Genomic DNA, 18,328 nt, shown 5'->3' with positions numbered 1-18,328 from the left:
GAGGTTGGTTTAGAGGGGGGAAGGTGTTTCCCCCCCCCCAAACCCGCCTTCTCGAGAAGAAAAAAAAGCGCCCCCCCTTTAGAGGGACCCCCCCCCGCTTCGCGGTTCCGGGGAGCGGGTCAGCGCGGACGCTGCGCCCGTACCTTCGTCGGGTCGATGCCCTTCGGGATGGGAAGCGACGACAGCGACTGCGACACCGAGTCGATGCGGCGGATGACGGCCGCCATGGTGGCCTTGTCGATGGCCTTCGGAAGCTTCTTGATGGTCTTCGCGAGGTCGGCGATCGGCACCTCGTCCTCGCCGTGTCCGACGTAGAGCACCGTGATCGGCACCCCGTGGGCGACGCGCTGCGCCCGGCTGCGCTCCTCGTTCACCAGTCGAGTGAGGCGTCCGCGGGCGCCCTCGCCGACGACGACGATGCCGCCGCGGCCGACCGTCCGGTACACGGCCTCCTGCGTCTTCGGGTTGATGCCCACCGGTGTCTCGGAGGCCTGCCACTGACGACCCAGGCTGGTGCTGAGCACGTGACCCGTCGCACCGGGCATGCCGTCGATCTTCGTGTACATGGCCGAGGTCGAAAGTCGGGTCATGAGGAAGAGGGCGCCGAGGACGCCGAGCATGAGGCCGGTGATGGCCCACAGGACGAGGGTCCACACCTGGAACGGCGGGATCAGGTAGCCGGCCAGGAGACCGAGGAGCACGCCGCCGATGAGGATCGCGGCCTGCGCCCAGGGGAGCCAGGGGTAGGCCTCGCGCGTGAACCGGAAGAGGGACTTGATCTGGGAGAAGAACCCAGGACGCTTCTCGGGTTCGGGAGCACGCTTTGCCATGGAGACCAGCCTACCGAGTCCGAGAGCCTTGCGATGCCGCCGTTCGCGTGCAGCGGAGAGGACGGCGCCTGATCTCTCCTGCACAGTCCGGCCCGGTTCCGGATCCCGTCCCGGAGCGGATGAATGCGCGGACGGGACCGTGGCGATCGGTTGGGATGGGTCGCATGACAGATGAGCGTGAGAATCCGCCCTTCGACCAGGCCGTACTGCCGCAGGCTCATCGCACGATCCGGCTCCTGGATCCTGGGGAGGGACCCCTGGAGGGCGCTCTCGTCGCCTCGCCGGATGGTCCGGTCGTGCGCCGCGATGCGGAGGGCCTCGCCGGATGGGCGGGGTGGCGGTACGCGGGGTCGCAGCACGTCGCCGCCCCTCTCGACGTCGTCCGTCGCGCGCGCGGACACGACGTGCTGCTTCCATGGTGTACGGAGACTCTGCACGTCTTCCTGGAGCGGGCCGGTCGAGCGCGGGGAGGGCTGTCCTCGGGGGAGATCAGCACGGTCGTCGTGAGCATGCTGCGCGGGCTGAGCGAGCTGGGGCCGATGCCGGCCGCCGAGGTGCCGGGGGCCTGGTGGCTCACCGAACGCGGCCGTCCTGTCTTCGTGCTGGGAGCGGGCCAGGACGCGGCGTCGGCGGTCCTGGCAGTCCTGGATCGCCTGCACGCGGACTGCGCGGACAAGGCGCTGATCCGCGTCCTCGATCGCCTCCGGGAGCATCTCCGCACGGCTGTCGCGCAACGCCGTGTACCGCGACGGCTGCTCGAAGAAGGGGAGCGGGAGCTGCTGGAGATCGCGGCGCCGCGGCCGCTGGAGTCCGCGACCGAGGATCAGGCGCGTGCCTCCGTCGGCGCCGCCACGGCGCTCCGGCGCCTCCGAGCCGACTCCGCCACGCGCAGTCGGGTGCGGGAGACCGGCGTGCGGCGGGACCGTCCTCGCGTGCGCGAGCGAGCGACGGTCGTCGCCGCCCTTCGCGCCTTCCTCGACCACCTCTCCGGCCGAGCGCGTGCACTCGTCCGCCCGCGCGAGGTCGCAGCGCCCCGAGAGACGGAGCGGCGGAGCACACGGCCCCGCCGGGCGCGGATCTTCGTCGTCGCCGGAGTCTGCGCGGCGGCTGTGCTCGTCGCCGGGTCGTTGTGGCCCAGCGGAGGAGAGGGTTCTGCGGTCGGAAGCCCCGATGCGGGTACGGTGACGACCGCGCGTCCGTCGACGTCGGATCCCGCGCACGAGACCTCGCGGGAACCCGCGCGGTCGCCGATGCCGTCGCCCACCGCGGGCGCCACGCCACCGGCGGTCGATGATCCGCTGGCCGCCCTGCCGGACGTGATCACGCGGATCGCGGAGTGCGAGTCGCGAGAGGATCCGGTGTGCGCGACGGCGATCGCGGGGGGAGCGCCGGCGATCAGGGCGGTCGCGGCAGAGCTCATCGGCGGTGAGGACCCTGTGCTGGTGGATCGCTACGGAGACATCGCCGTGCTGGAGCTGTCGTCGTCGTCCGCGGGTCGAGAGGGCTCAGGCGCGGGGGCGATGATCGTCGTACTGGTGTGGGTGGACGAGAAATGGCTGGTCCGCGACGCGTATCGCGTCGCGGACCAGCCAAGGTGAGGGCGAAGCCGCCGGATCAGGCTCCGAGCTGACCGCTGAACTGCGCAGCCTCGAGGCGGGCCTTCACCGCACCGAGGAAGCGGGCCGCGTCGGCACCGTCGATGATGCGGTGGTCGTACGACAGAGCCAGGTACACGTAGGAGCGGACCGCGATCGCGTCGGTGCCGCCGACCTTGACCAGACCCGGGCGCTTGACGACCGTGCCGGTGCCGAGGATCGCCGACTGCGGCAGGAACACCACGGGGGTGTCGAACAGCGCGCCGCGCGAACCGGTGTTGGTCAGCGTGAACGTGCCGCCGGCGAGCTCGTCCGGCTTCAGCTTGTTGTCGCGCGTGCGCGCCGCGAGGTCGGCGATCTCATGGGCGATCTCGGCGATGTTCTTCGAGGCCGCGTCGCGGAGCACCGGCGTGAGCAGACCGCGCTCGGTGTCGACCGCGATCGAGACGTTCTCGGAGGCCGGGTAGACGATCTGCTCGCCGTCGACCGTCGCGTTGATGATCGGGAAGGCCTGCAGGGCCTCCGCCGCCGCCAGCGCGAAGAACGGGAGGAAGGAGAGCTTGTCACCCGTCTTCTCGAGGAACGACGCCTTGACGGTGTCGCGGTACTCGGCGAGAGCGGTGACGTCCACCTCGACCACGGTGGTGAGCTGAGCGGTCTGCTGCATCGACTCGACCGCGCGCTTGGCGAGGACCTTGCGCAGGCGCGACATCGGCTGAGTGGTCCCGCGCAGCGGCGACACCTCGAGCGGAGCCGGAGCGGGGGCCGCGGCGGCAGCGGGTGCTGCGGTGGCGGACTCGGCCGCCTTGAGGACGTCCTCCTTGCGGATGCGGCCTCCCACGCCCGTGCCCTTGACCGTGGCCAGATCCACGCCCTGCTGCGCAGCCAGACGGCGGACGAGCGGGGTCACGTAGAGGTTGTCGCTCTCGGTCGGCAGCGACAGCTTGGGAGCCTCGGTCTGCGCGGGCTGGGCTGGAGCAGCGGGCTGTGCGGGAGCAGCGGGCTGGGCCGGCGCGGCGGGGGCCTCCGCCTGCGGAGCGGGAGCAGCCGGAGCCTCGGGCTGTGCAGCCGGAGTCTCGGCCCGCGGGGCCGGCGCGGCGGGAGCCTCGGCCTGCGGAGCGGCAGGTGCCTCGGGCTGAGCGGCGGGAGCAGCACCGGAACCGACACGTGCCAGCACGGCGCCGACCTCGACGGTCTCGTCCTCGCCGGCGACGATCTCCTGCAGCACGCCGGCGACCGGCGACGGGATCTCGGTGTCGACCTTGTCGGTGGAGATCTCGAGGAGCGCCTCGTCGACCTCGACCGAGTCGCCGACCTGCTTGAGCCACCGGGTGACGGTGCCCTCGGTGACGCTCTCGCCGAGCTCGGGGAGCACGATGTCGGTCGCGTCGCCGGACGGAGCCGCAGGGGCGGACTCGGCGGGCGCGGACTCGGCGGGAGCCTGCGGCTCCGCTGCGGGAGCCGCGGCGGGCTCCGGAGCGGCGGGGGCGGCGGCTTCGGCCGGAGCGGCTTCGGCGGCGGCAGGGGCATCGCCGGCAGGGGCCGCGCCGCTGCCGTCACCGATGCGGGCCAGCAGAGCACCGACCTCGACGGTCTCGTCCTCGGCCACGAGGATCTCCTCGATCACGCCGGTGACGGGGGAGGGGATCTCGGTGTCGACCTTGTCGGTCGAGATCTCGAGCAGGCCCTCGTCCGCCTGGACGGTGTCTCCCACCTGCTTGAGCCAGCGGGTGACCGTACCCTCTGTGACGCTCTCACCGAGAGCGGGGAGGACCACGGATGTGCTCATGACTGAGTCTCCTTCAGAAGTTGTATGACGCTTGTCTAGCTTAGTGACTCGGGCACCGGTTGGTGCTCAGAGGGCGTGCAGGGGCTTTCCGGCCAGTGCGAGGAAGGCTTCGCCGAGGGCCTCGCTCTGGGTCGGGTGGGCGTGGATGAGCGGCGCGATGTCCTCCGGGTGGGCTTCCCACGCGACCGCGAGCTGCCCTTCGGTGATGAGCTCTCCGACGCGGTCGCCGAGGAGGTGCACACCGAGGACGGGTCCGTCCTTGAGACGGACGACCTTGACGAGGCCGCCCGTGCCGATGATCTCGCTCTTCCCGTTCCCCGCGAGGTTGTACTCGTAGGAGTAGACGGCGTCGGCACCGTGCGCGGCGACCGCCGCCTCCTCCGTCAGACCGACCGAGGCGACCTCGGGGCTGGAGTAGGTGACCTTCGGGATCTGCACGTCGGGCACGTTCACGGGGGAGAGACCGGCGATGCGCTCGGCGACCGCGATGCCCTGCTGGAACCCGCGGTGAGCGAGCTGGAGACCTGGGACGATGTCGCCGACCGCCCACACACCGGGGACATCGGTGCGGAGGTCGCCGTCCACCGTCACGAACCCGCGGTCCAGACGCACGCCGGCTTCCTCGAAGCCCAGGTCGGCGGTGGCGGGGCCGCGGCCGACGGCGACGAGGAGGTAGTCGGCGGTGAACTCCGTGCCGTCCTCCAGCGTGACGGTCACGGACGAGTCGTCCTGCGTGGCGCTCTGGAGGCGCACCCCGAGGGAGTACTGGATACCGCGGCGGCGGAACGCGCGCTCGAGCCCCTTGCTCATCGCGATGTCTTCGTTCGGGACGAGGTGGGGCAGGGCCTCGACGATCGTCACCTCGGCGCCGAAGGAGCGCCACACGCTCGCGAACTCGACGCCGATCACGCCGCCGCCCAGGATGAGCACGCGCTCGGGGATGACGTCCAGGGCGAGGGCCTGCTCGCTGGTCAGGATCCGGCCGCCGATCTCGAGCCCCGGCAGCGAGCGGCTGTAGGAGCCCGTGGCGAGGATCACGTCCGTGCCGACGTAGACGTCGTCGCCGACGCTCACGCTCCGGTCCGCGTTCAGGCGACCGAGCCCGGTGACCGTCGTGATCCCGCGCGCCTTGACGAGCCCCTCGAGACCCTTGTACTTCTTGGCGACGATGCCCTCGCGGTAGGTGCGCACCCCGGCGACGTCGATCCCGCCGAACGAGGCCGTGACTCCCACGGAGGAGGCGTCACGTACGTGGTCCGCCACCTCGGCGGCGTGCAGCAGCGCCTTCGTGGGGATGCACCCGCGGTGGAGGCATGTGCCTCCCACCTTGTCCTTCTCGATCAGTGCGACGGACTTGCCGAGCTCGCTCGCTCGCAGTGCCGCGGCGTACCCGCCGCTGCCGCCGCCCAGGACGACGATGTCGAAGGTGTGGGTTGTCATGGGTGTCATGCCTCCGGGTGGGATGCTGCTTCGGCGAAGGCGATGATCGATCGGACCATCGCCCCCGTGGGGCCCTTCTCGGTGAAGCCGTAGGGGGCGCCGGCGTGTTCACCGGAGCCCGCGATGTCGAGGTGCACCCAGGGGATGCGCGGCGCGTCGTCCGCGTCCGAGGTACGGCCGACGAAGCGCCGCAGGAAGAGGCCGGCGAAGGACGCGCCGCCCATCCGATCTCCCATGTTGGCGTTGATCATGTCGGCGATGGGGGAGTCGAGCGTCTCCTCCATGTAGGCGGGCAGAGGCATGTGCCACGCCGGCTCCCCCGTGCGCGCGGCGGCGGCGAGGAACTCCGCGACCGTCTCGTCGTCGCCGAAGACGCCGGTGTGACGGTGGCCGAGGGCCGCGACGATCGCGCCGGTCAGGGTCGCGACGTCGATGATGACGTCGGGGTTCTCGCGGCTCGCGGCGACCAGACCGTCGGCGAGGACGAGGCGCCCTTCCGCGTCGGTGTTCAGCACCTCGACGGTGGTGCCGTCGAGGATGCGGATGACGTCGCCGGGGCGGAGGGCGCGGCCGGACGGCATGTTGTCGGTGATGCAGAGCCACGCCGTCACATGCACGGGGAGGCGGAGGGCGGCGATGGCGCGGAGGGCGGCGAGGGAGGTCGCGGCACCGGCCATGTCGAACTTCATGCCGACCATCGAGGCCGCGGGCTTCAGCGACAGGCCGCCGGTGTCGAAGGTGATGCCCTTGCCGACGAGGGCGATGTGGCGCTGCGCGTCCGCCGGCGCGTAGTCGAGGCGGACGAGACGCGGCGGCCGGTCGGAGCCCTGGCCGACGCCGAGGATGCCGCCGAAGCCCTGTTCTGCGAGAGCGGTCTCGTCGAGGATCTGCACGGTGACGTCGAGGTCGGCGACGCTGTCGGCGGCGTTCTGCGCGAGCTGCGCAGGGCTCTGCCACTCGGCGGGCACGTTCACGAGGTCCTTGATGAGGGCGACGGCCTCGCCCGTCGCGTGGGCACGGGCGATCGTCGCGTCGTCGAGCGGGGCGTGGACGACGACCGCCGTCGCCCGCTTCTTCCTGCCGTTCTCGGCGCGATAGTCGTCGAAGCGGTAGCCGCCGAGGACGGCGCCCTCCGTCGCCGCGGCCGCGTACGCCTCGAGTCCGGAGGCGAGGCCGAGCGAGACGGTGTCGAAGCCGGTGAGGGAGCGGAGAGCCGTGCCGGCGGCGCTGCGCACGGACGCGTCGTCGATGGTGGAGCCGACGCCGACGACCGCGAAGGGGAGCGTCGTCACCTCGGGGGCGTAGACCCGCGCGAACGTTCCGGCGGCGCCGGTGAAGCCGATGCCCGCGAGGACGTCGGCGAGACCGGGGTGAGCCGCCAGGGACTCGGCCGACTCGGAGAGATCGGGGACGACGAGCACTGCGGCATCGGCAGCGCTTCCGGGGAACTGATCGGTGGTGTGCGAGAGCACGGGAAGCGTCATGGTCTCCATCCTAGGATCTCCGCCCCGGGGTCGTCGGCCCGCCTGGTGGGGTGTGTTCGCTCTCAGCGAGACAGGTCAGAGCCCGGGTCGGGGTGCGGCTCGTAGCATGGAGACATGCCCTTCTCCGGAGAGATCCACGAACGCGTCGCGAACGCTCCCACGGTGCCCCACGGCCTGCCTCTCGTGATGCTGCTCACCGGATTCACCGACGCGGGCAGTGCTGTGTCGGGGCTCATCGATCACCTGAGGGAGACGACGTCGCCGCAGCCGCTCGCGATCTTCGACAACGACGTGCTCCTCGACTACCGCGCGCGTCGCCCCGTGATCTCGTTCGACCAGGACCACCTCGCCGAGTTCCGCCCGCCCCGACTCGAGCTCTCCCTCGCCACGGACGCGCTCGGTCGCCCGTTCCTCCTCCTCACGGGCTACGAGCCCGACTTCGCCTGGAACGCCTTCGCGGAGACGGTGCTGGACCTCGCAGCGGAGTTCGAGGCGTCGGGACTGCACTGGGTGCACTCCATCGCCATGCCCGTGCCGCACACGCGTCCCATCGGGACGACGGTGAGCGGGAACCGGCGCGACCTCGTCGTGTCGCACTCCGTGTGGCGTCCGCGCACGCAGGTGCCCGCCACTGCCGGTCACCTGCTCGAGTACCGGTTCGCGGAGCGCGGGGAACGCGTCGTCGGCTTCGTCCTCCTCGTGCCGCACTACCTCGCCGAGACCGAGAACCCGGAGGCGGTCAGCGCGGCGGCGGAGAAGCTCATGGCGTCGACCGGCCTCGTGCTCATGCTGGACGCCGTACAGGAGCGGCGTGCGGACTACATCGCCCGGGTCGACGAGCAGGTCGCGGCGAACGACGAGCTGCAGCAGATGGTGCACAACCTGGAACGTCGCTACGACGCCTACATGGCCGGCCGTGACCCCGAGGACGACTCGTACGACGAAGGCGGATTCAGCGAACGCGACCTGCCCAGCGCCGATGAGCTCGCGGCCGAGCTCGAGCGCTACCTCGCCACCCGTCCGTCGGGCGACGACGACAAGCCGGGCCGCGGCTGAATCCGTCCGTGCGGATCGGGCGCGAATGCGTCCTCATCGCCATACGTGTGCGATACTAGGAGTCCGACCCGTTGTCAATCAGTGTTTTCGAGCGCTGGACTTGACAAGGGTCTTACTAGTGTCCGAAATGTCCCGGGGTCTCCCAGCGGCCCCGTGAAAGGCGAAACGTGACTCCTGCCACGACGAAGAACACGCGGACGAAGAAGGCCGATCAGATCACCGCGGATCCCGAGGTCGAGGACGTCGAAGCGACCGAAGCGGCTCCCGCGCCCAAGCGCGCCGCGGCCAAGCGCGCCCCCGCGAAGAAGAAGAAGTCGGACGACGTCGTCGAGGAAGACGACGCCGCTACGGCCGAGGGCTCCGAAGACGCCGCGGGCGACGAGGAGGAGGATGACGCGAAGCCGGCCTTCACCGAGCCGCTGCCGACCGGTGCGATCGTCATCTCCTCCAAGGACGACGAAGAGGTCCCGGTCTACTCGACCCAGATCACCGGCGCGACCGCCGACCCGGTCAAGGACTACCTGAAGCAGATCGGAAAGGTCGCACTGCTGAACGCGGCCGAAGAGGTCGAGCTCGCGATGCGCATCGAGGCGGGTCTGTTCGCGGAGGAGAAGCTCTCCGCGATGTCTCCCGCCGAGAAGACGAGCCAGCTCGGACTCGACCTGCAGTGGGTCGCCCGTGACGGTCAGCGCGCGAAGAGCCACCTCCTCGGCGCGAACCTCCGTCTCGTCGTCTCCCTCGCCAAGCGCTACACCGGTCGCGGCATGCAGTTCCTGGATCTGATCCAGGAGGGCAACCTCGGTCTCATCCGCGCGGTCGAGAAGTTCGACTACACCAAGGGCTTCAAGTTCTCGACCTACGCGACCTGGTGGATCCGTCAGGCCATCACCCGCGCCATGGCCGACCAGGCCCGCACGATCCGCATCCCGGTGCACATGGTCGAGGTCATCAACAAGCTCGCCCGCGTGCAGCGCCAGATGCTGCAGGACCTCGGTCGCGAACCCACTCCGGAAGAGCTGAGCCGCGAGCTCGACATGACTCCGGAGAAGGTCGTGGAGGTGCAGAAGTACGGTCGCGAGCCGATCTCCCTGCACACGCCGCTCGGCGAAGACGGCGACAGCGAGTTCGGTGACCTCATCGAGGACACCGAGGCCGTGGTCCCCGCCGATGCCGTGGGCTTCACGATGCTGCAGCGTCAGCTCGAGCAGCTCCTCGACTCGCTCTCGGAGCGCGAGGCCGGCGTGATCCGGATGCGCTTCGGCCTGGGCGACGGTCAGCCGAAGACGCTCGACCAGATCGGTGACACGTTCGGGGTGACGCGTGAGCGCATCCGCCAGATCGAGTCCAAGACGATGGCCAAGCTGCGCCACCCGAGCCGCTCGCAGTCGCTGCGGGACTACCTCGAGTGATGCAGGCGAACGAGGGCAAGGCGCTCGAGACGAGCGTCGACGGAAAGAGCTACGCGCGGATTCCGCTGCGCACCCGTGTCGTGATGCCGGACGACGATCTCGACGCCATCATCACGGAGTACGCCAAGGATGCCGTCCAGCCGGGCGACCTCCTCTTCGTGACCGAGAAGATCGTCGCGATCACGCAGGGGCGGTCCTACCGCCTCGACGAGATCGAGCCGCGCAAGCTCGCGCTGTTCCTGTCGAAGTACGTCACCCGCACGCCGTACGGCATCGGTCTCGGCATGCCGGAGACGATGGAGATGGCGCTGCGCGAGTGCGGTACGCCGCGCATCCTCTTCGCGGCGGCCGTCTCGGCGGTCACCAAGGCCTTCGGGCGCAAGGGAGACTTCTACCGCATCGCGGGGGACAAGGCGCGCGCGATCGACGGCCCGACGAAGCACACCATCCCTCCGTACAACGAGGCTGTGGTGCTCGGGCCGAAGGACCCGGACCGGGTAGCGGCGCACCTGAAGACGCTGATCGGCGGCCAGGCCGAGGTGGCCGTGGTCGACATCAACGATCTCGGCGGCAACATCCTCGGCTCCACGCTGGACAAGGCGGGGGAGCTGCGGCTGGTGAAGATCCTGGGTGACAACCCGCTCGGCCAGGGCCTCGAGTCCACCCCGCTCGGCATCGTCCGCGCGGTCTGAGCAGGTCGACCCACCCCTTTACGAACGAACCGGCCCCTTGCGTGCGAACGCAAGGGGCCGGTTTGCGCGTAAGGGGCCGGGTCGACGCTTCGACAGGGTCAGAAGCCGATGACCTCGCGGTAGCGCGGCTTGTGCCCGGTCCGGATCCCGGTGACGCTGGGCTTGTTCTCGTACACGCCCGCGCCCCAGTTGCCCTCGACGAGCACGGGGCCGTCCGGGGTCACGACGACGTCCCAGCCGACGTACTGCACCTGCGGCACGACGCGGGCGACCTGATCGATGAACGCGCGCACCTCGTCGATGTACGGCAGCTGGAAGTCGGCGATGCGGAACCCGGAGTCCGGGTGCGTCTCGTGGACGTGCCCGTGCGAGTCGTAGCCGGCGCCCACCGCGTGCCCGTTCTCGTCGAGCATCGTGTAGAAGCCGCCGAAGGTCATCTGGTCACTCACGGCGCCGCGGCCGAACTTCTGCGCCATCGCGAGGATGTGCGCCTTCTCGCCGTCGAAGAACGCGGTGATGCGCGTGGTGTTCACGGTCCCGGGGCACACCGCCGCCAGGTCGTCGTGCTGGCGGATGACCTCTTCGATCAGCAGCTCGCCGCGATCGAGGAGGCCGCGGTGGAACTCGGTCCAGTCCGTGATGTCGGCCGCGTGATACCGGTGCACACCGGTGCCGGCCTGACCGACCGGCTCCTTCGTGACGATCGTGCCGAGGCGCTCCGTGAGGGCGCGGACCTCGTCGGCGTTCCCCTCCTCGACCACCATCCACTCGCGGTGCAGGTGCGCGGAGAACTTGCGGTTGAACTCGATCTTGTCCTGGAAGATCCAGCGGAAGTCGGGGTGGTCGTACTTCTGCGAGAGCTGGTTGGACACGGGATGCGTCATGTACGTCTCGCGCTCGGCGCGGTTCAGCATCGCGAAGTCGTAGTCGATGTAGTCCTGGAAGCCGACGTTGTGACGGGCCGCCGACCAGAGCATGTCGGCGACGATCGTGGGCACGGGCCGGTGATGCTGGGCCGAGGCCTCCTTGGCACGTTCGAACACGGAACCGACGTCGATGCGGCGGGCACGGCCGAGGAGGTAGCGGATGCGGGGCGCGAGAGAAAGACGAGACATGAAGCTCCGGGTCTAGGGATCGACGTCCCAGTCTACGCGGGGAGCCCCCAGGCTCCTGGGAGCGCGGAAGCTAGGCTGGAGCACGTGTGTGACACGAGTTCGAGTGCGCTTCCGCAGGCGATGATCTCGCGTTCGGCCCTCGCTGCCGGCGCGTCCGCGGCGATCCGGGCGGGGGGTTGCCGGGCCGACCTCCGGCGCGATGCGTGGGGTCATGGTCTGCTCGCCGTCGCCCAGGCGGTGACCGCGGCGGGAGCGGAGGAGGTCCTCGTGGACTCTCCCGGAGAGGTCGAGGCGCTCCGTCTCGAAGGCATCACCGCCACGACCACCGGAGAGCCGGACCTCGATCCCGTTCTCCTCTACGGGCTGCCGTCCGCGGAGGGCCTCCCGACGACGCCTCCGGTCATGCGCCTGGTCGGCCGCGTCATGTCCACCAAGCGCCTGCGGGCGGGAGAGGCCGTCTCGTACGGCTACACCTTCCGGGCGGCGGCGGACACCACGGTCGCGCTCGTGACGGGCGGCTACGCTCAGGGCGTCGTCCGGGCCCTGGGCAACCACGCGGACGTGGAGATCGACGGCGCGCTGCACCCCATCGTCGGGCGTGTCGCGATGGACGTCTGCGTCATCGACCTCCAGGGCGCCCCCGCGGAGGTGGGCGACGCGGTGACCTACTTCGGAGGGACCGGACCCGCCTCCGGCGCCATCGCGCGCTGGGCGGAGCTCACTCGGATGACCCCGGCCGAGCTCGTCGCGGTCCCGGGAGCGCACGCCGTGCGCGGGTGGGAGGCATGATGAGAGGCCCGATGCGCCCCGAACTGCGTCTGGACAGCGCCGTCTTCCGCACGAACATCGCGGCGGTCCGTGACCGCCTCGGCGACTCCACGCTGATGCTGGTCCTCAAGGACGACGCCTACGGACACGGGCTCCGCTGGGCGGTCGAGACGGCCCTCGAGGCCGGGGTGACCTCGTTCGGCAGCTATGACGTGCGCGGAGGCGTCGAGGTCCGGCGCATCGCGGGCGGGCAGGTGACGGTGTTCGCCTGGGCGACCTCGACCGATGAGGAGATCGACGAGGCGCTCCTGCAGGACATCGAGCTCGGCGTCGGCACGGTCGAGTATCTCCGGCGCATCGCCGCGCGGGCGGACGTCCTCGGCGTGCGCGCACGGATCCACCTCAAGATCGACACCGGACTGCACCGCAACGGCGTGCGCCCGGAGGACTGGGCGGCCGCGGTCGCCGAAGCCCGAGAGGCCGAGCGCTCCGGCGCACTCGCCCTCGTCGGCGTCTGGAGCCACATCGCCGAGGCGAGCGATGCCGAGGACGACGAGGCGCAGGCCGTGTTCCTCGACGCCGTCCGGCAGGTCGGCCTGACCGGGCCGCAGCCGGCGTCCGTGCACCTCACGGCCTCGGCCGCGTCCTGGTGGCGACCCGAGCTGCGCGGGACCGTGTCGCGGATCGGCGCGTTCTGCTACGGCATCCGCTCGGCGGACGGTCCGGACCTCGACGGGGTCCGTCCCGCGGCGCGTCTCGTCGCGCCGGTCGTGCGGGTGGAGGGCGAGAGCGCGATCGTCGCCGTTGGGAGTCTGGACGGCGTCCCCTCCACGCTGGCCGGGATGACGGTGGGCACCCCCGTCGGCTCGCGTGCGGTCTCGACCATAGATGTCGCCACGATGACGGTCGAAGGCTGGCCGGAGATGGCGGTCGGCGACGAGGTGACGATCTTCGGCCCCGGCGCACAGGGGGAGGAGACGGCAACGACCCTCGCCGAGCGGATCGATACGGTGGGCGAGGAGATCCTCACCCGCCTCGGTCCGCGGATTCGGCGGAGGGTCGTGGACTGAACCGGTTCGGCCGGCTCAGGCGCTGATCAGACCGTCTCGATGAGACGAGCGGTCTCGTCGTGCCAGCTCGTGGCCACGCTGCGCAGCTTCTCTTCGTACTTGCGGCCGTGGTGGGCGCAGAAGAGCAGCTCGGAACCGTTGACCTCGGCGGCGATGTAGGCCTGCGCTCCACACGAGTCGCAGCGGTCCATCGCGGTCAGGCGGTACTCGACAGCGGAGGTCTCACGTTCGGTCGTTGCATTCATCTCGGGGCCTCCTCGGGTGTCGGCGTCCTTGTTGGTCGTGCTCAATACAACCACGCTGCACCTGGGGGCATGCCCGGTCGACGGCGTGTTTCGCTCAGCGCGTACGCGCGCACCCGCGAACGCGGCGACCCGGGGAGTGTCTGCGAGGGGCGGCTCCCTCCCGCGAATAGACTCGGAGATTGTGAATGCCGAGTACTCCGCCCATCATCTCCAGGTGCTCGAAGGACTCGAGGCGGTCCGCAAGCGCCCCGGCATGTACATCGGCTCGAACGGTTCGCCCGGGCTCATGCACTGCCTCTGGGAGATCATCGACAACTCCGTCGACGAGGCGGTGGCCGGCAACGGCTCGCGCATCGACGTCATCCTCCACGACGACGGCAGCGTCGAGGTGCATGACCGCGGTCGCGGCATCCCCGTCGACGTCGAGCCGCGAACCGGTCTGACCGGCGTCGAGGTCGTCTACACGAAGCTGCACGCCGGAGGGAAGTTCGGCGGTGGCTCCTATGCGGCATCGGGCGGTCTGCACGGCGTCGGGGCCTCGGTCGTGAACGCCCTCTCCGAGCGCCTCGACGTCGAGGTCGACCGCGGCGGCAAGACCTACGCGATGTCCTTCCACCGCGGTGAGCCCGGCATCTTCCAGGACTCGGGGGAGAAGCGGCCCGATGCGCCGTTCACCCCGTTCGAGGAGAACAGCGAGCTGCGCGTCGTCGGCAAGGCGCCGCGCGGCGTCACCGGCACCCGGGTGCGGTACTGGGCCGACCGCCAGATCTTCACCAAGGACGCCGCGTTCCAGCTCGCCGAGCTCGAGACGCGGGCGCGTCAGACGGCCTTCCTGGTCCCCGGGCTCGAGATCGTGGTGCGCGACGAGCGCGCCGCGAGCGCCGGGGTGGGGGAGGACGGTGCGCCGACCGGCCCCGTGGAGACGTCGTACCTCTACGAGGGCGGCATCTCCGAGTTCGTGGACTACCTCGCGGTCGACCCGCCGGTGACCGACACCTGGCGCATCCAGGGGGAGGGGACGTTCACCGAGACCGTCCCGGTCCTGCAGCCGGACGGGCACATGGTGGCGACCGAGGTCGAGCGCGTCTGCGCCGTCGACATCGCCCTGCGCTGGGGCACCGGCTACGACACCCGCATCCGCTCCTTCGTGAACATCATCTCCACGCCGAAGGGCGGCACGCATCAGCAGGGCTTCGAGCAGGAGCTGTTGAAGGTGCTCCGCAGCCAGGTCGAGCAGAACGCCCGCCGGCTCAAGGTCGGCAACGACAAGCTCGAGAAGGACGACGTCCTCGCAGGCCTCACTGCGGTCCTCACGGTCAACGTGCCGGAGCCGCAGTTCGAGGGTCAGACGAAGGAGGTGCTCGGCACGCCCGCCGTGCGCCAGATCGTGGCCCAGGTGATGCGGAAGGACCTCCAGCAGCGTTTCACCTCCACCAAGCGCGACGACAAGAGCCAGGCCACGCAGCTACTCGACAAGATCGTCTCCGAGATGAAGGCCCGCGTGTCGGCACGCGCCCACAAGGAGACGCAGCGCCGGAAGAACGCGCTCGAGTCGTCCACCCTGCCGACCAAGCTCGTCGACTGCCGGACGAACGACGTGGAGCGCAGCGAGCTCTTCATCGTCGAGGGAGACTCGGCCCTCGGCACGGCGAAGAACGCGCGCAACAGCGAGTTCCAGGCGCTGCTGCCGATCCGCGGGAAGATCCTCAACGTGCAGAAGGCGTCGGTCGGCGACATGCTGTCCAACGCCGAGTGCGCGTCGATCATCCAGGTGATCGGGGCCGGCTCCGGGAGGACCTTCGACATCGACGCCGCGCGCTACGGGAAGATCATCCTCATGAGCGACGCCGACGTCGACGGCGCGCACATCCGCACCCTCCTGCTCACGTTGTTCTTCCGCTACATGCGGCCCCTCATCGAGCACGGACGGGTGTTCGCCGCCGTGCCGCCGCTGCATCGGATCATCGTCATCAACCCGGGATCCAAGCCGAACGAGACGATCTACACCTACAGCGAGCAGGAGCTGCACGCGCTGCTCGCGAAGCTCCGCAAGGCCGGCAAGCGCTGGCACGAGCCGATCCAGCGCTACAAGGGTCTCGGCGAGATGGACGCCGAGCAGCTGGCGAACACGACGATGGACCGCTCCGGTCGGCTGCTCCGCCGCGTCCGGATGGAGGACGCCGAGGCGGCGGGCCGCGTCTTCGAACTGCTCATGGGCAACGAGGTCGCCCCGCGGCGGGAGTTCATCATCGATTCCGCCGACCAGCTCTCCCGCGAGTCCATCGACGCCTGAGAGCAGACGTCACGAAGAAGGGGACCCGGCGCGGCCGGGGCCCCTTCTTCGTGGAACGGATCAGACGAGCGTGCGGCCGATGCTGCCGATGACGCCGTCGATCGGCTGACCGGAGGCGTCGCGTCGTGCCCCCACGTCCGGCAGCTTGCGCACCGCGCCGGTGGGGTCGACGGCCAGAGCCGGGTTCGGGCCGACCCAGGCGACGGTGAGGCGGTCCTCGCCCTTCAGGAAGGCGTGGGCGCGGACGCCGCCGGTCGCGCGGCCCTTCGACGGGTACTCCGTGAAGGCCGAGACCTTCGCGCGGCCGGGATCAGTGCCGGGCAGGATGCTCTCCGCGCCCGACACCGTGGCGACGACGGCATCGGTGTCCGGGCGGACGGCGCCGAAGAAGAGGACGGAGGCGCCCGAGCCGAGCTTGATGCCCGCCATGCCGCCGGCCGGCGCGCCCTGGGGGCGGACCGTCGAGGCCGAGAACCGCAGCAGCTGCGCATCCGTCGTCAGGAACACGAGGTCGGCGTCATCCGCCGCGTCGGCCACCCCGACCACGGAGTCTCCGGTCTTGAGGCCGATGACCTCCAGGTCGGGCCGCACGGGCAGGGTCGACGGCACGATGCGCTTCACGATGCCCTGGGCGGTGCCGAGCGCGACGGGGGTCTCGCTGTCGAAACGGACGAACCCGAGGATGCGCTCACTCTTGGTCGTGATCCCCAGGTAGTCGCGCAGCGGAGTCCCCGCGGCGAGCTGCACCGAGGTGCCCGGCACCGAGGGCAGGTCCACGGGGGAGAAGCGGACGACGCGTCCCGTGCTGGTGAGCGCCCCGACCTCGCCGCGGACCGTCGTCTCGACCGTCGCGAGGATGGCATCGTGCTTGCTCCGCCGGGCCGGAGCCGTCAACTCCTGTCCTTCGCCGAGGTCCACGCGCACGGCGCGGCCCGTCGTCGAGAGGACGACGGTGGTCGGCGCGTCGGCGATCTGCAGGTCGACGGCGCCCTTCGTCGCACGGGGCTTCGGCGGGGCCGCGTTCATCAGCAGGGTGCGCCGCGGCGTCCCGTACGCCTCGGCCACGGCGTCCAGCTCCCGGGCGACGGCCGCGCGCAGCAGGGCCGGGCTGGCGAGCAGCTCGCGCAGCGACGCGATCTCCGCGAGGAGGGCGTCGCGTTCCGCCTCGAGCTCGATGCGCGAGAACTTGGTCAGACGTCGCAGCCGCAGCTCGAGGATGTACTCGGCCTGCGGCTCGCTGAGGTCGAACACGGACCGGAGCCGGGTGCGGGCCTGCTCGGTGTCGTCCGACGACCGGATGACCTGGATGACCTCGTCGATGTCGAGGATCGCGATGAGCAGACCCTCCACCAGGTGCAGGCGCTCCTCCCGGCGGGCGAGACGGTACCGGCTGCGGCGGGTGATGACCTCGATGCGGTGGCCGACGTAGACGCTGAGCATCTCCTTGAGCCCGAGGGTGCGGGGCTGGCCGTCGACGAGGGCGACGTTGTTGATGCTGAAGGAGTCCTCCAGCGGGGTGAGCCGGAAGAGCTGCTCCAGCACGGCGTTCGGATCGAAACCGGTCTTGATCCCGATGGCGACGCGGAGGCCGTGGTTGCGGTCGGTGAGATCGGTGACGTCGCTGATGCCCTGCAGCTTCTTCGCCTGCACCGCGTCGCGGATCTTCTCGATGAGACGCTCCGGACCGACCATGTAGGGCAGCTCCGACACGATGATGCCCGTGCGCCGGGGGCCCAGCGGCTCGATCGACGTCCGCCCGCGGACCTTGAGGGCACCGCGCCCGGTCGTGTAGGCGTCCTTGACGCCGTCGAGCCCCATGAGGATCCCGCCCGACGGGAAGTCGGGGCCGGGGACGTACTCCATGAGATCCTCGGTGGTGGCGTCCGGGTTCTCGAGCAGGTGGGTCGCCGCGGCGACGACCTCGATGAGGTTGTGCGGCGCCATGTTGGTCGCCATGCCCACCGCGATGCCGCTGGCACCGTTGACGAGCAGGTTGGGGAACGCCGCGGGCAGCACGGCCGGCTGCTGGAACTGGCCGTCGTAGTTCGGGATGAAGTCGACGACGTCCTCGTCGAGGTTCTCGGTGAGCGAGAGCGCGGGGGCGGCGAGACGCGCCTCGGTGTACCGCGCGGCGGCGGGGCCGTCGTCCAGGGATCCGAAGTTGCCGTGACCGTCGACGAGCGGCACCCGGAGGGCCCACTCCTGCGCGAGGCGGACGAGCGCGTCATAGATCGCCGAGTCGCCATGGGGGTGCAGCTTTCCCATGACCTCGCCGACGACGCGGGCGCTCTTCACATGGCCGCGGTCCGGGCGCAGACCCATCTCGGCCATCTGGAACAGGATGCGGCGCTGCACGGGCTTGAGGCCGTCTCTGGCGTCCGGGAGTGCCCGCGAATAGATGACGGAGTACGCGTACTCCAGGAAGGAGCCCTGCATCTCGTGAGAGAGATCGATGTCCTGGATGCGTTCCTCGACAGGCTCGGGCGACGGGGTTTTCGGCATGGACTTCCTGAAGGCGTACGGGAGCCTGTGTCAGACTGGC

14 protein-coding genes are annotated in these 18,328 nt (G+C 70.3%); 7 read left to right on the top strand and 7 right to left on the bottom strand.

Annotated features, from left to right (window positions below):
• Positions 1 to 119 precede the first annotated feature (119 nt).
• Positions 120 to 830 (bottom strand): DUF4191 family protein, encoded by a 711-nt coding sequence (locus ACFU8V_RS11375; RefSeq protein WP_025103588.1) that lies wholly within the window; start codon positions 828 to 830, stop codon positions 120 to 122.
• Positions 831 to 994: 164 nt separating this feature from the next.
• Between ACFU8V_RS11375 and ACFU8V_RS11370 the strand changes: the two genes are divergently transcribed.
• Positions 995 to 2,428 carry a hypothetical protein gene (locus ACFU8V_RS11370; protein WP_378871164.1) on the top strand — a complete coding sequence of 478 codons (1,434 nt, stop codon included), beginning with the start codon at positions 995 to 997 and terminating at the stop codon, positions 2,426 to 2,428.
• A gap of 16 nt (positions 2,429 to 2,444) precedes the next feature.
• On the opposite strand, the gene sucB is transcribed toward ACFU8V_RS11370, so the two are convergent.
• From sucB to ACFU8V_RS11355, 3 genes are all read right to left on the bottom strand, one after another.
• A complete protein-coding gene (gene sucB / locus ACFU8V_RS11365) occupies positions 2,445 to 4,214 on the bottom strand; it encodes a 2-oxoglutarate dehydrogenase, E2 component, dihydrolipoamide succinyltransferase (RefSeq protein WP_378871161.1) in 1,770 nt (589 codons plus the stop codon).
• Between the two features lie 66 nt (positions 4,215 to 4,280).
• Positions 4,281 to 5,654 carry a dihydrolipoyl dehydrogenase gene (gene lpdA, locus ACFU8V_RS11360; protein WP_378871159.1) on the bottom strand — a complete coding sequence of 458 codons (1,374 nt, stop codon included), beginning with the start codon at positions 5,652 to 5,654 and terminating at the stop codon, positions 4,281 to 4,283.
• A 5-nt stretch (positions 5,655 to 5,659) separates the two neighbouring features.
• Entirely contained in the window at positions 5,660 to 7,138 is a 1,479-nt protein-coding gene (locus tag ACFU8V_RS11355; protein WP_378871156.1) for a leucyl aminopeptidase, read from the bottom strand.
• A gap of 114 nt (positions 7,139 to 7,252) precedes the next feature.
• Between ACFU8V_RS11355 and ACFU8V_RS11350 the strand changes: the two genes are divergently transcribed.
• The 3 genes from ACFU8V_RS11350 to ACFU8V_RS11340 all read left to right on the top strand — a co-directional run bounded on the left by ACFU8V_RS11350 (position 7,253) and on the right by ACFU8V_RS11340 (position 10,295).
• The gene (locus ACFU8V_RS11350; protein ID WP_025103583.1) at positions 7,253 to 8,194 is read left to right on the top strand and encodes a proteasome assembly chaperone family protein; all 942 of its coding nucleotides are present in this window, start codon (positions 7,253 to 7,255) and stop codon (positions 8,192 to 8,194) included.
• 215 nt (positions 8,195 to 8,409) lie between these two features.
• On the top strand, positions 8,410 to 9,603 hold the full coding sequence (locus tag ACFU8V_RS11345; RefSeq protein ID WP_378871878.1) for an RNA polymerase sigma factor: 1,194 nt from the start codon (positions 8,410 to 8,412) through the stop codon (positions 9,601 to 9,603).
• Complete coding sequence (locus ACFU8V_RS11340) at positions 9,603 to 10,295, top strand: coenzyme F420-0:L-glutamate ligase (protein WP_378871152.1); 693 nt, start codon at positions 9,603 to 9,605, stop codon at positions 10,293 to 10,295. Before ACFU8V_RS11345 ends, ACFU8V_RS11340 begins: the two co-directional genes overlap by 1 nt.
• A gap of 98 nt (positions 10,296 to 10,393) precedes the next feature.
• On the opposite strand, the gene ACFU8V_RS11335 is transcribed toward ACFU8V_RS11340, so the two are convergent.
• Complete coding sequence (locus ACFU8V_RS11335) at positions 10,394 to 11,410, bottom strand: sugar-transfer associated ATP-grasp domain-containing protein (protein ID WP_126893116.1); 1,017 nt, start codon at positions 11,408 to 11,410, stop codon at positions 10,394 to 10,396.
• 84 nt (positions 11,411 to 11,494) lie between these two features.
• On the opposite strand from ACFU8V_RS11335, the gene ACFU8V_RS11330 reads away from it, so the two are divergent.
• The gene (locus tag ACFU8V_RS11330; protein ID WP_378871148.1) at positions 11,495 to 12,199 is read left to right on the top strand and encodes an alanine racemase; all 705 of its coding nucleotides are present in this window, start codon (positions 11,495 to 11,497) and stop codon (positions 12,197 to 12,199) included.
• Between the two features lie 11 nt (positions 12,200 to 12,210).
• Positions 12,211 to 13,248 (top strand): alanine racemase, encoded by a 1,038-nt coding sequence (locus ACFU8V_RS11325; RefSeq protein WP_378871145.1) that lies wholly within the window; start codon positions 12,211 to 12,213, stop codon positions 13,246 to 13,248.
• Between the two features lie 26 nt (positions 13,249 to 13,274).
• Here ACFU8V_RS11325 and ACFU8V_RS11320 read toward each other — a convergent pair whose 3' ends face one another.
• Complete coding sequence (locus tag ACFU8V_RS11320) at positions 13,275 to 13,493, bottom strand: hypothetical protein (RefSeq protein ID WP_025103577.1); 219 nt, start codon at positions 13,491 to 13,493, stop codon at positions 13,275 to 13,277.
• Between the two features lie 181 nt (positions 13,494 to 13,674).
• Between ACFU8V_RS11320 and ACFU8V_RS11315 the strand changes: the two genes are divergently transcribed.
• On the top strand, positions 13,675 to 15,786 hold the full coding sequence (locus ACFU8V_RS11315) for a DNA topoisomerase IV subunit B (protein ID WP_025103576.1): 2,112 nt from the start codon (positions 13,675 to 13,677) through the stop codon (positions 15,784 to 15,786).
• 60 nt (positions 15,787 to 15,846) lie between these two features.
• Here ACFU8V_RS11315 and ACFU8V_RS11310 read toward each other — a convergent pair whose 3' ends face one another.
• Positions 15,847 to 18,288, bottom strand: coding sequence for a DNA topoisomerase (ATP-hydrolyzing) subunit A (locus ACFU8V_RS11310; RefSeq protein ID WP_378871142.1), 2,442 nt, complete (start codon positions 18,286 to 18,288; stop codon positions 15,847 to 15,849).
• Between the last annotated feature and the right edge of the window lie 40 nt (positions 18,289 to 18,328).

The organism is Microbacterium sp. NPDC057658 (genome assembly GCF_042799975.1).
Lineage (GTDB): Bacteria > Actinomycetota > Actinomycetes > Actinomycetales > Microbacteriaceae > Microbacterium.
This window is presented reverse-complemented; position numbering and strand designations above follow the sequence as displayed.

What these genes read in the sequence shown, in the direction of transcription:
- ACFU8V_RS11375 (WP_025103588.1), bottom strand. Translation starts at nt 830, where the DNA reads ATGGCAAAGCGTGCTCCCGAACCCGAGAAGCGTCCTGGGTTCTTCTCC.
- ACFU8V_RS11370 (WP_378871164.1), top strand. Translation starts at nt 995, where the DNA reads ATGACAGATGAGCGTGAGAATCCGCCCTTCGACCAGGCCGTACTGCCG.
- sucB (WP_378871161.1), bottom strand. Translation starts at nt 4,214, where the DNA reads ATGAGCACATCCGTGGTCCTCCCCGCTCTCGGTGAGAGCGTCACAGAG.
- lpdA (WP_378871159.1), bottom strand. Translation starts at nt 5,654, where the DNA reads ATGACAACCCACACCTTCGACATCGTCGTCCTGGGCGGCGGCAGCGGC.
- ACFU8V_RS11355 (WP_378871156.1), bottom strand. Translation starts at nt 7,138, where the DNA reads ATGACGCTTCCCGTGCTCTCGCACACCACCGATCAGTTCCCCGGAAGC.
- ACFU8V_RS11350 (WP_025103583.1), top strand. Translation starts at nt 7,253, where the DNA reads ATGCCCTTCTCCGGAGAGATCCACGAACGCGTCGCGAACGCTCCCACG.
- ACFU8V_RS11340 (WP_378871152.1), top strand. Translation starts at nt 9,603, where the DNA reads ATGCAGGCGAACGAGGGCAAGGCGCTCGAGACGAGCGTCGACGGAAAG.
- ACFU8V_RS11335 (WP_126893116.1), bottom strand. Translation starts at nt 11,410, where the DNA reads ATGTCTCGTCTTTCTCTCGCGCCCCGCATCCGCTACCTCCTCGGCCGT.
- ACFU8V_RS11325 (WP_378871145.1), top strand. Translation starts at nt 12,211, where the DNA reads ATGCGCCCCGAACTGCGTCTGGACAGCGCCGTCTTCCGCACGAACATC.
- ACFU8V_RS11320 (WP_025103577.1), bottom strand. Translation starts at nt 13,493, where the DNA reads ATGAATGCAACGACCGAACGTGAGACCTCCGCTGTCGAGTACCGCCTG.
- ACFU8V_RS11310 (WP_378871142.1), bottom strand. Translation starts at nt 18,288, where the DNA reads ATGCCGAAAACCCCGTCGCCCGAGCCTGTCGAGGAACGCATCCAGGAC.